Consider the following 14,310-nt stretch of genomic DNA (forward strand, 5'->3'; position numbering starts at 1 on the left):
CACTGGTTCCGCCGACCATCATGCCGGGACCTCAACCCCAGGCGTGTCCGCGGATGGTTCCGGAGTGGGACTGGAACTGCGGACGGTGGGGCGTGTCGAAGACGTCGGTGTTGCTTCGGGGGTCCCGGGTGTGGGTGTCGAGACTGGGGGCTTGGGGTCCGATGGGGTGGAGGTTGGTGTGGGTCGGGGGCTTGAGGGGGTGGGTGTCGGTTCGGGGTCGGTTGGTGTGGGTCGGGGGCTTGAGGGGGTGGGCGTTGGTTCGGGGTCGGTTGGTGTGGGCTGGGGGCTTGAGGGGGTGGGCGTTGGTTCGGGGTCGGTTGGTGTGGGCTGGGGGCTTGAGGGGGTGGGTGTCGGTTCGGGGTCGGATGGCGTGGGTGTGGGAGTCGGTTTCGGCGTGGGCGCCGGGTTCGCCGGTGCCGGGGTGCTGGGGGCGGGGTCGCTGGGGCCGGGCGGGCTGGAGGGCGGGTGGTATGTCGCACTGGGATGCGGCGGCGCGGTGTACACGGCACTGGGATCGGGCGGCGCGGAGTAGGTGACATGCGGCTCGGGGGCGGCGGGCGTGGGCTTAGCGGACTCCCGAGCCTCCCGCTCCCGAGCCTCCCGCTCGCGGCTCTCCTGTTCCCAGGCCCCCTGATCCCCGCCGTCGTCGGACTGCTCCGGGACGTGGCGTTCCTCCTCGTACTCCTCCGGGGGGTACCAGCCGGTGCCGTTGGCGATCTTGCGCATGCGCTCCCAGAACGCGTGCCGGGGCTCGCCCTCGATGCTGTGGTCCAGCACCTCGGTGAGCTCCGCGCCGATCGGGTACGGCAGGAGGGCCCGATTGGCGTCGCGGTCGGGGGAGCGCCTGCCGAGCCCCCGGAGCTCGGCCATGTGAACAAGGAGGGCGAATCGGCCGGGACGCTGCTGAGGGGTAGCGGTTCGCACCTGGTTGAGCAGTTCCTGGAGCTCGATGGCCAGATAGACCTCCCTCCTGGTAAGGGTGCCGCCCGGAGCGCTGGGGACCGGCACGGGCTGGTCCTCAGGCACGCCCGACGCGGTGAGGATCGCGCTCACCATCCTGACGGCCGCGCCGCGCTCGAGTGCCGGCACAGGCCAGCCGTGGTCCACGGTCAGCATGTGCACGCCATGGGCGGTGGTGAGCTCGACCGTGTCGCCTATGGAGGTGAAACCGGTGACCACCTCAACCGGCATCCGCGTTCCATCGGGCAGGGTGATGTCGATCAACGTGGAGCCGTACCTGGTGGTCGTGGCCCCGAGGAGGGCGGCGGTGCGGGCGACGGCGGCGACGGTGGCCGTGGCGGTGGGGTGCACGGTCCGGCCGGACAGCTCGTTGATGAGGTCCAGGTGCGCGGCGGGCAGCAGGCCCGTGCGGGCGGCGCTGACCTGCCTGGCCGTCGCTCCCTCGGTGCCGGGCGTCAGCCCCGCGTCCCGCAGTTCGGCGCGGAGCCGGTCCTCGATGGCGCCGCGCTCAAAGGGCGAGGCCGCGGCGCGGGCCTCGATCAGCGCCCTGACGCGGACGAGCGTCGCGGCGTCGCCGCGCCGCAGGTCGGGGACGGAGCTCAGCGGCCCCGGTCGCAGCGCGTGCCCGGCTTCCATGCCCAACTGGTCGGCGACGGCCTCCGCGATCAGCTCGGCGAGCCGCATCCGGACGCTCGTGCCGTCGGAAGGGGACACGGTGACGGAGAGTGTGCCCGGCGCCGACGCCCGCACCTCCACCGTGCCGGCCGGCAGATCGGCCTCGGCCACCTCCAGGGTGAGCGGCCCGGCGGGCGAGGTCACGGCGAAGGTGCTCGGCTGCCCGGCAGGTGTGGTCGCGGTCCTCGGGGAGCCGGTGGGCGCGATGGCCCCGACCCCGGACAGGTCCGCGAGCGTGCCGAGACCCGCCTCGGTCGTCGGGAGGGCTCCGACGGCGCCGGCGTAAAAGTCGGGGGTCGCCGACCGGCCGGTCGTCCAGGGGAACGACGGAGGTGTGTGACCCAGAGTGCGGAGCCGGGCGTCCAGGGCCTGCAGCTCGTGCCGCCACTTGCGTGCCTCGTCCTCCCTCTCGGGGGTGGGCTCCAGGTCGTGGGCCGCCTTCGCGGCCGCCCACCTGCGCGCCAGGTGGCGGAACTCGTCGAAGTGTGCCGACACGCAATGGTCGTGGCCCACGATCGACTTCGCGTGGGAGATCAGACGGCGCAGCACGTTCTGCCGCGCGGCGTACATGGCCTGGCCGGCGTGTGAGATCTCGTGCAGCACCGCGCGGGCGAGCTGGTCGTTCGAGGTACGCGCGGACACCACCATGCGGCCCGTCTTGGGGTCCGTCATGGCCACCCGGCCCGCGGGGACCTCGCCGACCTCGACCTGGAAGGTGAGCGTCCCCCACGCCTGGGTCTGCACCGTCAGCGTCGATCCCGACCAGGTGAGACCGAGCAGCTTCCCGCCGAAGTCGGAGATCCTCAGGTCGCGTGCCGTCGCTTCCTTGAGCTCGTCGAGCGTCGCGTCCGGCAGGTGCGGCGATCTACCGTCGGCGATGAACGCGGAGTCGGCGACCTCTGGCGCGCCCACTCCGCCCGTCGAGCCCACGGAGCGGCCGCCGCTCGCGGTCTCGCCGGTAAGGACGGGGCGCGAGGGCCAGACCGTGGGCGCCTCCAGGGCGGTGAGGTCCGCGCCCCGGGCGGCCAGCTCCGTCTGGACCCGGCTGGCGAAGGTGGCCTGGGTCCGGGGGTTGTCGAAGAGGTCGCGCAGGTCGAGGCCCATGCGGTCGGCGAGCTCCACCAGCGGCGGCGACAGGGTGGCGAACGCCTCCGCGAAGGCGCGGTTGGCGTCCTCGCTGCGCAGCGACCCGTCGGGGGAGATGTGGTAGGTGTAAGTGCGGCCGTCCGGTCCGGTGACGTCGATGCTGATGTCCGCGCCTGAGCGGCCGGCCTTGACCCGGGCGTCCATGAGGGAGCCCCACGGCCTGGCCGGGTCCGCCTGCTCCACCTGCTCCCGCGGCGCCGTGCTCGCCTGTGGCCCCCAGGAGGCCGTGGGCTCCGGCACGAACTCCCACTCGGGGCCGAGGGGAGAGCCGGCCTCCATGGCCGCTACCAGCGCCTCGTAGTCGGTTTCGGACATGATGGCGACCACCTCGCCCGTGGCGGCGCGGGGCAGGTGGATGGGCATGGCCTCGTACCTCGTCCCTTCGGGGGTGAGCGCCTGCCTGGTGAAGGTCAGGTCATAGTCCGTGGTGAGCTGGACGATGACCGCGTTGTCCCTCTCGAAGCGGCTCATCTCCCGGCGGTTGCCCCCGGCGTTCGTCCTGCTGACCGAGGACTGCTCGCCGACGGAGACGCCGCCGTTCACGCCGGAGGAGGCGTCGGAGAGGCCGAAACTTCCGCCGATCGGGAACGCCATCCCGCCGCTGGACGACGAGCCGGCGATCCGCTGGAAACGCCAGACATGCCCGATCTCCACTCCTTCCAGGCCGCGGGCCAGGAGCTGGAGGTTGGACTGCACCGCCTTGACCCAGACGTCCACCTCGCGGTTGCGCAATCCGATCACCGGAAGTCGGATCCGGTGGCCCCGCTCGCCGGTCATCCGCTCGAACAGAGAGGTGGTCGCCATCTCCGACAGCTGGTTGCGCAGCTCCACATCGAGCACCTCGACCGCCTCACCGAACAGCCGCGGGTCCTTGAGCGCTTCGCTGATCCTCTGATACAGGTCGGTCTTGACCGAGTTGGCCATGAAGCTGTGCATCGCAGGCACCTGCCGGGGGTCGAAGGTCCTGCCCGGCTCCGCGGGCTGAGTCCCCACGGGCCTGGTCAGCCCGGCCGGGATCAGCCGGTCCATATCGCCGGTGAGCTCGACGGTGACCTTCCCCGCAGGCTCCTCCCGGGGGGTGAGCCCGACCGCGCCCGCATGCTGACGGGTCCGCTCCACCTCGATCACGAGTTTCACCCGCTGCTGAACCAGGTCCATGCCGTTGAAAAAGGCGAAGCGCTGGAGCTCGGTCTCCTGCTCGCTGAAAGAACCGGTGCTGGCGCGGCTGCGATCGGCGTTGACGCCGGGGCTGTGACCGTGCCCCTCGTCGGAGACGTCGACGCCGGCGTTCACCGAGTTGGACGTCGAGCGAGTCTGCGACCTGCCCTGCTCCTTGTAGTTGTAGTCCTGAACGATGGCGCCGACTTCGTTCGTGCTCTCGAGCAGTTCCGCCGACGGGTCGGTGAACTCGGCCCGGACCGTCACCACGACCTTGTCGCGCCAGCCGAGCTCGTCGTAGGGGGTGTAGTAGCGCAGCGGCGGCAGGCCGTCCGAGCTGAAGATGTTGTCGATCGGCCCCCACCAGCGCGTATCCCCGATGGCCTTGCGGAGGCTGTCGGCTATCACCCGGTCGTGGAGGGCGTCCGGAGCGACCGCCTCGACGGCATCGAGGACGGCGTTGAGCAGCTCGACGTCCGTGCCTTCGCGTGCCAGGCGGATGTCCTCGATGAGGGTGATTCCTATCGAGTCCATCAACCATCGGGGGATTTCCACCTCACGCGGGATCGCGATCAGCTCGGTGGCCCTGGCCAGGAAGTCGTCCACCTTCGTCAGCGTGGATCCGGCGTTCACGACCGTCTTCAGCCCGCCGATCAGCACGGCCGGCGTATGCCCGGCCGCCAGCGGGATCCAGTCCGTGGACTTTGACAACTCCGACAGGTAGCGCTTGACGAGTGGTACGGCCACGCTGCGGTCAAGCTGCAAGGTGCGGTCGAGGAACCGTTCGACCACGTCCGCCACCTGGTACAGGGGCAGATCGAGGCTCCCTTCGGCGTACAGGCGCAGGGCGACACGCTCCGGCACCGTGTAGAGCATGGAGCCGTCGGCCGTTCTGGTGACCTGCGTTCCGTCCCCCTCCACGGCGGTGACGTCCAGTTCGATCTCGGTCAGGAACCTGTACTCCTTGCCGAGCCCGATCCCGAGCCGTTCCCTGCCATAGATGGCCAGGTCGTACTGCGAGCGTGACTCCCCGCCGAAGTGGCCGCCGCCGACCTTGCCGCCCTCCCCGGAGCCGTCGGCGTCCTGGAGATTCACACCCACCGAGCCTTCGACCTTTCCGCCGGACGACCGGCCGGCCGTGACGCCCATGCTGTACAGCGTGAGGTTGATGTTGCCCTTGACGTCGTTGTTCACGCCCAGGAACACCGACTTCCCCACCCTGCCCTGTACGGAGATCGACGCCTTGGTCGGCGCGGCGCCCTGGGGTCTGATCACAAGCTCCGTGCCGTACGGGGTGAGAAGCATCTCTGGGTGGGCGATGAGGCTGCGGACGTTGAGGAACTCGGCGAGATGATGGAAAGCGGGTGAGTCCGGACGTGCTGCTCGCGGAAGCAGCTCCCGGGCCACGTCCAGGAGGTTTGGCACGTCCATGTGCTGGATCGTCGCGTGCCGCATCATCTTGTCGGGGGTCGGCGCCGGCGCGGAGGGCGGAGGCAGGGGCCGTTCCGTGCCGTCCTCGGGAAGGTAGTCACCGGAGATCAGCAGCCGGGCGCTCCCGTCCACGCTTGCCAGCAGCTCCACGTCGCCGTTGGCATGGAGCAGTTCGACGCGGGCGGTGTGCGGGACGTCGAAGATCGCCGGGGGGACGGTGGACTCGGTGAGCTTCACCCCGTTGATCGTGAGACCGGTGGTGTGGGAGAGGTTGCGCGAATAGTCACGTCCGCCGCCCACGCCGGCGTTGGGGCTGACCCCCTCCTGCTCCTTGGGCACCGGATGGTTGGCGCCGTAACCGATGCCGCCTGACACGTTCTCATTGCGTGCGTGCGACCACACGTTGGTGTCGGAGCCGATGTCCAGGTTGACGATGGCGTACTTCTTGCTCATGCCCCCGAACACGGACCTCGGCTTGCCATGCTCGTCGGTGAAGTGCTGGTCGAGTGTGACACGGAGCGTGAGGTGCCGTGGCGCCCGCCCACTGCGCAGGGTCACCAGGTCGATCATGATGCCGTCCTGCGCGGCCTGGTCGTAGCCGGTCTGCAGGCGGTGCTTGACCAGCTGATCGGCGATCTCGCGCTCGTTGACTATCTGGCTCAGCCGTTCCAGCGGATCGGAGGAGTAGATCGGCTCTCCGGTCACCGGGTCGAGCGGGGCCAGCACGCCCATGGCGCGCAGCTTGTCCTCGGTCTCCTTCCTGAGCCGGTCGGCATCGTCGATCCCCCGGACGAGCGCGGGGCCCGCGCCGCGCAACTTGCCGGGGCCGTTGCCGTAGAAGCTCGGCAGCTCGCCCTTGCGGCCCTTCGGAGGGTTGGGATCAGGGTCGTCGCGATGCACCACCGTGCCGTCCTCGCGGACTTCGATGGCCTGCCGGACGACGGGCAGGCCGTACCAGTAGGCGTCCGACTCCGCGAATCGGAACAGTCCGCTGCCTTCTCCCTTGATCGGGCCTATCTGCTTGTCGTCCTCGATCAGATGGGCCGTGACCTCGTAGTCGAACTCCAGCTCCACGCCCTGGGTGTAACCGGTGTACCGCTGGACGCTCGGGTGGTAGGTGACGCCGTTCACGCTCAGCCCGTCCGCGGCGGAGGCACCGGCGGAGGCCCGGCCGTTCGGCCCCGAGGCGACCGCGTACTCGCCGTCTCCGCGAACGGCGTCGAGCTCCGGCACCACCCTGAGGCCGAGCGAGCCGCCCACGCCCGCGGATCGGCTGGACGACTGGTTGCCCGTGGCGCTGGTGACCCCGACGCGCAGCCGCTCCTGCCAGTGCGAGCGGCTGGGCGCGCCGACGGGCTCTGCCGTGTCGACCCGGGGCACGGCCCGGAACGACAACTGGGCGAACGGGCGGCCGTCCACGTGGATGATCCGGGGGACACCCTGTGGATCGTTCACCGCGTGTTCCATGCGGCTGTAGAAGTCGTCGATGAAGGCGGTCAGGACCTGCTGGCGGGCGACGCTGCCCGGCGGGAAGTTCTTCTCGCCCAGAGCCTTCATCGTGTCGTCGGCGAGCTTGAGCATCCCGGTCAGGCCGAGGACGACGTGTTCGGGGAACTCCGCCCGGCGCTGGTCCGCGGGCAGCCGCAACGGGTTGACCGGCGCGCTGTCCATGTACGCGTGCGACACGTAGGCTCGCAGGCTGCCGACGTCGTCGTGGTAGCCGTGGTCCACGACGACCTCGGGCGGCCAGCCTTCCATGGAGGAGGAGCGGGCCTGGACACTCCATCGGGCCTTGCCGTCATACTGGACCGACTCGCCCCGGTTGTCCTCGACACCGCCGTCCAGCCCGAAATCGGTGGCGTTGCCGGTCACCGAACTCGAGAAGCCCGTGTTGTACGTGGCGCTCATGTCCAGATGCTTGAGAAACTCCTTGAGCTGGCCTTCGGGCAACGACGCGATCAACGGGTCCAGCCTGAGGCCCACGTTGACGCCGCGGTGGGCGTTGGCCGTGGCGCCGATGGTCTGACCGCCCTGCGGGAGCACGCCTTGCATGATCTCGGAGGCGACCTTGCCGGGGTCGAGCACCTCCACGAGGTCGGTGACCGACAACTTGATCAGGATCTCGCCGGGGGTGTCGCGCCCCACCCTGATCAACGCGCCGTCGGCCGACAGGACCCGGCTGAACTCCGTGGACAACCTGCGGCCCAGCTCGGCGGGGGTGAAGATCTCGTCGATGCCGCGCTCCTGGAGCAGGTCGTTGACCGTCTCGGTGAGCCTGTTCAGATGCGGCAGCCGGTCCGCCGGGACGAAGCTGGGCAGGGCGGCCAATGAGGGCAGCGACGCGGTCAGTGCCTTCTGGAAAAGGTCCAGCCAGCTCTTGGCCTGCTCCGCCAGCGCGGCGACCTCGGCGGGCGCGGCGCCCCCTTCGAGTGCGGCCAGCAACAGCTCGTACGCCTCCCGCGCGTAGTGCGCGTATTCGCCCGCCGTGTCGTACGCCTGCGCGATGCGTTCGTGCCGTTCGTACATGGTGAGTTCGTTGGCCTCGTTGACTCTCGCCTTCCGCGCGCGTTCCGGCGCGCCATGGTCCTTCTGCCCATCGGCTCTGTATGCCTGGTCCCACGCCACCTTGGCCGCCGCCAGAGCCGCTTTCGCGCTCGCCTCCTTGGCGTTGTACCGTGCCTCCAACCCGGCCATGGTTTCGGTGAGCGAATCAACGGTCCGGCGGACGTACGCGACCAGGTCGGCGTGCGGTGTGGTCACCGGGGGCGGCGCGGCGGCGCTGCCGCTCGACCACGGCGGCAGGGGCGGCGACTGGCCGCGGTCACGCAGGTCGGCGAGCAACTGGTCGATCTCGTGCGCCCAGCGCTGCTTCTCGTCCATCGACCCGGCCGCGCGCCACTTCCTGGTCAGGAAGCGGAACTCGTTGAGCCGCGGCGTGACGCACTCGTCGACGCCCTCGACGGGACGCGTCCTCGACACCCATCGCCGCACTGTGCCCTGCTCCGACCGCGACTCCGCGGCCGCTCGCGTCTGGCCGCCGTGTGAGATCTCGTGCACCACCGCCCGGTACAGGGACTCGTTCGACGCACGCGGCGCGATCTTGATGACGATCGGGTCGGTGACCGAGCCCGTGCGGATCTCCGACTCGGCCACGTTGTCGCCGCTGACGCCGCCGATCCTGATCCGGTAGTGCAGGGTGCCGTGCGTGCGGGTCTCGACCAGCATCGTGGTGGAGGACGGGTCCGCCCAGGTCAGGCTCAGCACCTCGCCGCCGAAGTCCGTCAGGTCGAGATCCGCCGTGATCGCCGCCCGGATCTCCGTGCCCGTCACCGCGCCGTGGTGCGCGGGACGCCGGCGCTGAGGCTGGAACAGCGAGTTCTCGATCTGCTGCGCGGGCACGGTCCGTGGGCCGCCGGTCTCGGGGGCGGGGGCGGGGGCCTGCTGCGTGCCGAGAGCCGCCAGCCGGTCCATGATCTCCTGGGCCGCGATGTCGTAGAAGCCCGCGCGGACGGCGGCGTCGGGACCGAGAGCCCTGGCCGACAACCGGCTGGCGACCTGCTCCGCGTGCTCCACGTCGTCGTTCCAGGCGCGGCTGTGGTCGGCGGCGTCGGACGCGGTGCCCGGATCGGCGTCGGCGAGCTGATCGAGGCCCTCAAGGGCGCCCTCGTTCGCGGGCCTGCCGCCCGCGATCGCGATCTCGGCGCCCAGGGCGGCCGCCGCCTCCGCCACCAGCCGCTCCGCGGTCGCGCCGTTCGCGGCTCGCGACGTCAGCCGCTCCTCGGTGCGTCGCAACGCCTCCGGTGACAGACTGACCGCCCGCCCTCTGGCATCGGTGAGGAAGACCCCGCCGTCCTGCAGCGGGATCGCATGGGGGAAGGCCAGGCGCTGCGCCTCCGTGACGGCCGCCTGGGCCATCACGGCGGACAGCGTGTTGGGCGCCGTGGCCGCCGTCGTGCCGCCGGCCGTCGTGGTACTGCCGGCGGAGGGCGTGGGCTGGGCGGCCGGGTCGGGCGCCGCAGCGTTGACCGGGGCCGGCGGCGCCATCGCCGGATCGGGCGGCGCCCAGGGGGTAGGCTGCGCGGCCTGATCCGGCGGGACTCCCGGGGAGGTCTGGGCGTTCGCCGCGGATTGGGTGTTCGAGGCAGGTGGGGTGTTCGGGCCTGGCTCGGTGCTCGCGGCGGGGTCGGGTCTCGGCCAGACCTGCTGATCTGGCCGACCGGCGTTCTGGTTCGGCTGGTGGGGCTGCTCCTGCTGGCCCTGCCGGGTCTGGTCCGGCTGCGCGCTCTGGTCCGGAGGCGTGGTCTGCGCCGAGCGGGTGCCGGGGGACGACCTGTGCGGATCCGGCTGCGCGGTCGGGTCGGGCGACGCGGGCGGGCTCGGCTGGGTATGCGCGGCCTGCTGGGCGGGAGTGCGCGGGGCGTTCGGAGCGGTCTGCTGCGTGGTGCCAGGGTCTGGCGAAGGCTGCTGGCCGGGCTGGCGGGCCCCAGAGGCGGGCGCCTGAGGGGCGGCCGAGGCGGGGGTCGTCGAGGCAGGGGACGCGGTGGACGGCGCAGGAGAGCCGGACGGGCTCAGCGCGGCCGGCGTCACCCCCGCCGGTGACGGCGCGGAGGAGGTGGGAGCGGTGGACGGGGCGGGCCGGTTGGCCATGGCCTGGTCGACGGCCCTGGTCACGTCGCTGCGGTTGGCCGTGTCGGTGGCCTGGGCGAGTGCCGCGCTCGGGTTGGCCAGGGCCATGGCCACGTCCGGGTTGAACGGGCTGACCGTCCCCGTACGGCCGACACCGCCCATGAAGCCGCCGACGAACGCGTCCGCGCCCGGCATCGCCACTTGCCCGTACACCAGCGCGTTGGCCGCCACACTCCCGACCGGTGAGGCGATCGTGTTGTTGAGGCCGGTGCTCATGGCCCGGCCTGGGAAGCGGAGAAAGGCGTTGCCGAAGCCGGGCGAGTCACCGGCCAGCCGGTTCAGCTGCGAGATGCCCGGGATGGAGTTGGAGAGCCTGGAGGTCCTGTTGGCGAGCCTCATGCCGACGTCCGCACCGAAGAGCGCGCCGACGGCCGAGGCCGCCATTTTCCTCCAGTCCGTCCCCTCCCGGGTGCCCATCTTCCGCTGCTCTTCCTGGCTCTTGTAGTCGATGTAGACCTCTTCGCCGACCTCTTCTAACCGTTCGCGGGCCATCGGCGAGGCGATCAGCCGGGAGAGGCCGGCCAGGGCGGTCACCCGGCCCACGGAGGCTGCGACGAACCCGCGTCCCGCGTTGATGGCGAGCACCTCCAGGATCCGGGCGATGGCCCTGCGCGCCGCGGCGGCGTACGGGCCCACCAGCCAGGCGGTGGAGCCCGCTGAGAAGAAGGCGGCCAGCAGCGCGATGAACGCGGCGATGAGGGCGATGTAGAAGGCCACATTGATCGAGATCTTCGAGTATTGAGTCTCGCGGGCGAAGGCGTCGATCTGCCGGTAGTAGCCGTCGGACTGTTTCGCCAGTGCGCCGGCTCCCGTGTTCTCCCCGAACAGCCGGCTGACCTGCCTGAGGTAGCCGGGTGTCGCGGGCGCATGCCACCCGGAGAGGACCAGCTTGACCGACTGCGCCGTCGGATCGAAGGCGGTGACCATGGCGTTCATCGTTTGCTCGTGTGGCTTGGCCATCGCCCACAGGCCGCTCTCGCTGGCCTTCGGCCAGGACTGCCCGGAGGCCAGCAGGGGGATCAGGACATAGTTGACCCAGTCAGGGAAGGACTCGGTCTCCCAGACGGGCCGGATGTCGGTGGACGACGTCCCACCTTCTCCAGCGGACGGCAGGCCGCCGGACGTGCTGGTGTTGACGTCTATAGGCCCGCCGGCCATGTCCCCCCCGGGTTCTTGTCACCTGCCGGATTCCGGCCGCCGTTCGATGGGCGGTCCTGGTAGGTGTCAGATCTCGGTGAGCAACCTCTGGATGCGTGCCGCCTCGGCCTGGTCGGTGGCGACCGAATTGCTGATGGTGGCGCGCAGGGTCTGGCCCGCCTGGACGATCTGCTCGATGATCTCACGCCCGGATCTGACCATCTGCAGCGGTCCGCCGCTCCGCATGAGCGCCGCCTGGAACTGCAGGCCCTCCGTTCCCTGTCCCCAGGGAGCGGCCGCCATGTGGTCCTCGATCTCGGAGGCCGCCGAGTCCCATTCCTTCTTCAGGACGCCGGCCATGTCGTTCCAGACGCCGAGGCCCGCGGCCACGGTCCGGTCGCTGAAGCGCACCCCGTTGAGCATGAGATCACGTCATCCCTTCCCGGTCATCCGGTCTGCCAGTTGCCGCATCGCGGTCTCGACGTCGCCTTCGATATGGGCTTCCATCTGGTCGGGCGGGATCAGGGGGGCGAAGATCTCCACGACGCGTTCACGCGCCTTGGCGGCGGCGCGGCCGACGGTCTCGGTGATCGTGTCGGCCAACTGCCTGGAGTCGGGGCGGCGGTAGATGCGAGGGTCGAGGTCCAGCCGGATCAGCTCTCCGCGCGCGCCCACGGTGGCCGAGACCAGAGCATCGGCCGACGTCTCCGTCACGCGTACGGCGCGGGCCTGCGCATGCAGCTCCAGCGCCTCGTCCTGCATACGCATGAACGTGGTGCGCAGCTCCTCCGCGTAGGCTTGCATGCCTGCGGCCTCAGCCGACCCGAACTCCACGTTCACCCCGATACGCACAGGTAACATCGCCCACTTTGAGCAAGATTTTCCATAAATTTCACATTGGGCACAAGAGGTGAACAGAAAGAACTTCTAGCACAGAAGAGATTCCACGTGCTCACGTAGGTCGCCGACCTCGCTGAGCGAGACCCGGCGCCGGTGGACACCGCGCTCGACCCGCTCCAGCTCCAGCCGCCTGGCGACCGTGACCCGTCCGCCGATGTATTCGAGCAGCAACTCGTCGCCGATCCCGTCCACCACCTGGAACGGCTCGCCGCGCCACACGCAGACCGTGGTGACGAAGACGGCCTCCTCGCACGCGTCGGCCTGGACCGGCCGTACGAAAAACCCTGGCTCCACCTCTTCGAACCCCTCGGCGGGCACCGGGCTGCGCAGTCGCATCCACAGACCGTCGGGACGCGGGTCAGGGGTGGCCGCGTACTCCACGCCCTGCCAGCGGGCCCGGTAGCCGTACCAGGTCATGCGACGTTCTCGCGTGGCATGACGTGCACCAGCAGCCATCGTCCGGTGTCGCCGTCATAGACGGCGCGCCGCCGCTCGATCCCCTCCGCCGTGAGCTCGACGATCACGGCGCCGTGCGTCAGCACCACCCCGTCGATCTTGTACTCGCGGATCACCTGGTTGACGTTCGGCACGAGCCCCAGGCCGATGAAGGGCGGCTCCTCCTCCACCCAGCCGGCGACCGCGGCCATGGTGTCCTCGTCCACCCCGCCGTACGGCGTGCGGTAGAGGGCGGGCCCGGCGGCATGCCAGCGCAGGATGTTGACCGATCCGTCGTCCGTCACCGCGTCGGGCTCGCCCAGGGCGTCGGCCAGCACGGAGGGGGTGGCGATGTGCGCGACGTCCAGTGCGTGGTGGCAGTAGCCGGACACCCGCGCCTCGCCGCCGACCAGGAGAGCGTGGATGCCGGACGGTCGCAGCAGCTTCTGGACGACCGGCAGCCCCGACGCCGGGTCCAGGAGGAGATCCTGCGCCATGGACGGGACCGCGAGCCTGGCTACCGTCCCCGATTCGAGCGGGAAGGCGACCGGGAGCCCGGGGTTGACCGCCAGCCCCCAGTGCGGGTCCGGCCAGCCGGCGGCCAGCTCCGGGAGCGAGGTGACCCGGTACGTCGTGACGCCGGTGACGGCCCGCATAGCCTCGACCGAGGTGAAGGCCGCCACCCAGGTGCGCTCGTCATCGGTCACGGTCGCCCACGCGGGCCGCTCCAGCCCGGCCGCCGCCTCGGCGCTGATCGGCAGCGCGAAGTCGGCCTCGCGCAGCAGGGACAGGCAACGGGCCAGGTCCCCGGCCGTGTGCGCGGCTTCCAGCTCTTCCTCGAACGGGCTTCTCGCCCCCCACCCCTCCATGCGTTTCACCCTACGACCGCCCGCTGAGGACGTGATCTCGGCGGGGCAGGAAGACTCGCGCAGCAGCGCGAGATGGTCCGAGGCACCCGTACGGCGCTAGTGTGGCTAGAACGCCATTCTAGACCGCTCTAGACCGCTAGGGAGAGCCATGCCGGACGACCTCATCTTCCGCCTGCCGCCCTCGTTCGAGACGGTCGAGGAGGAGCGCCGGCACCGCAAGGAGCGACTGGCCGCGGCGCTGCGGATCTTCGGCAAGTTCGGCTTCGAAGAGGGCGTGGCCGGGCACATCACGGCCCGCGACCCCGAGCTGACCGACCACTTCTGGGTCAACCCGTTCGGCATGTCGTTCAAGCACATCAGGGTCTCCGACCTTATCCTCGTCGACCACGACGGCAAGGTCGTCGAGGGCCGCTACCCCGTCAACGAGGCCGCCTTCGCCATCCACTCCCAGGTGCACCAGGCCCGGCCCGGCGTGGTGGCCGCCGCGCACAGCCACTCCGTCCACGGCCGCGCCCTGTCGGCCCTCGGCCAGATCATCGAGCCGATCACCCAGGACGCCTGCGCCTTCTACCAGGACAACGCGCTGTTCGACGACTACACGGGTGTGGTGACCGACCTGGAGGAGGGCAAGCGCATCGCGGCGGCGCTCGGCGGCAACAAGGCCGTCGTCCTGCGCAACCACGGCCTCCTGACGGTCGGCGACTCGGTGGACGCGGCGGCCTGGTGGTTCATCACCATGGAGCGCTCGGCCCAGGTGCAGCTCGTGGCCAAGGCGGCGGGCCAGGTGATCCAGATCGAACCGGCCAACGCCGCCCTGACCCACCGGCAGATCGGCAACGACCTGGTCGGCTGGATCAACTACCAGCCCCTGCACGACCAGATCACCCGCGAACAGCCCGACCTCTTCGACTGA

At 70.5% G+C, this 14,310-nt stretch carries 6 protein-coding genes; 1 reads left to right on the forward strand and 5 read right to left on the reverse strand.

Annotation, left to right across the window (positions count from 1 at the left end):
- Positions 1-18: 18 nt before the first annotated feature.
- The 5 genes from AC5L3X_RS13340 to AC5L3X_RS13360 form a co-directional block, all read right to left on the reverse strand.
- On the reverse strand, positions 19-11,214 hold the full coding sequence (locus tag AC5L3X_RS13340) for a WXG100-like domain-containing protein (RefSeq protein WP_494857251.1): 11,196 nt from the start codon (positions 11,212-11,214) through the stop codon (positions 19-21).
- A 66-nt stretch (positions 11,215-11,280) separates the two neighbouring features.
- Positions 11,281-11,616 carry a hypothetical protein gene (locus tag AC5L3X_RS13345; protein ID WP_494857252.1) on the reverse strand — a complete coding sequence of 112 codons (336 nt, stop codon included), beginning with the start codon at positions 11,614-11,616 and terminating at the stop codon, positions 11,281-11,283.
- 9 nt (positions 11,617-11,625) lie between these two features.
- Positions 11,626-11,997, reverse strand: a complete 372-nt coding sequence (locus tag AC5L3X_RS13350) for a YbaB/EbfC family nucleoid-associated protein (protein ID WP_494857253.1) — start codon at positions 11,995-11,997, stop codon at positions 11,626-11,628.
- 123 nt (positions 11,998-12,120) lie between these two features.
- The gene (locus AC5L3X_RS13355) at positions 12,121-12,510 is read right to left on the reverse strand and encodes a UCP033725 family protein (protein ID WP_494857254.1); all 390 of its coding nucleotides are present in this window, start codon (positions 12,508-12,510) and stop codon (positions 12,121-12,123) included.
- Positions 12,507-13,397, reverse strand: coding sequence for an SseB family protein (locus AC5L3X_RS13360; RefSeq protein ID WP_494857255.1), 891 nt, complete (start codon positions 13,395-13,397; stop codon positions 12,507-12,509). The genes AC5L3X_RS13355 and AC5L3X_RS13360 overlap by 4 nt, the downstream gene beginning before the upstream one ends.
- Positions 13,398-13,545: 148 nt before the next feature.
- Here AC5L3X_RS13360 and AC5L3X_RS13365 point away from each other — a divergent pair, with 148 nt between their 5' ends.
- The gene (locus AC5L3X_RS13365; RefSeq protein WP_494857256.1) at positions 13,546-14,310 is read left to right on the forward strand and encodes a class II aldolase/adducin family protein; all 765 of its coding nucleotides are present in this window, start codon (positions 13,546-13,548) and stop codon (positions 14,308-14,310) included.

It is taken from the genome of Nonomuraea sp. CX421, assembly GCF_059358955.1.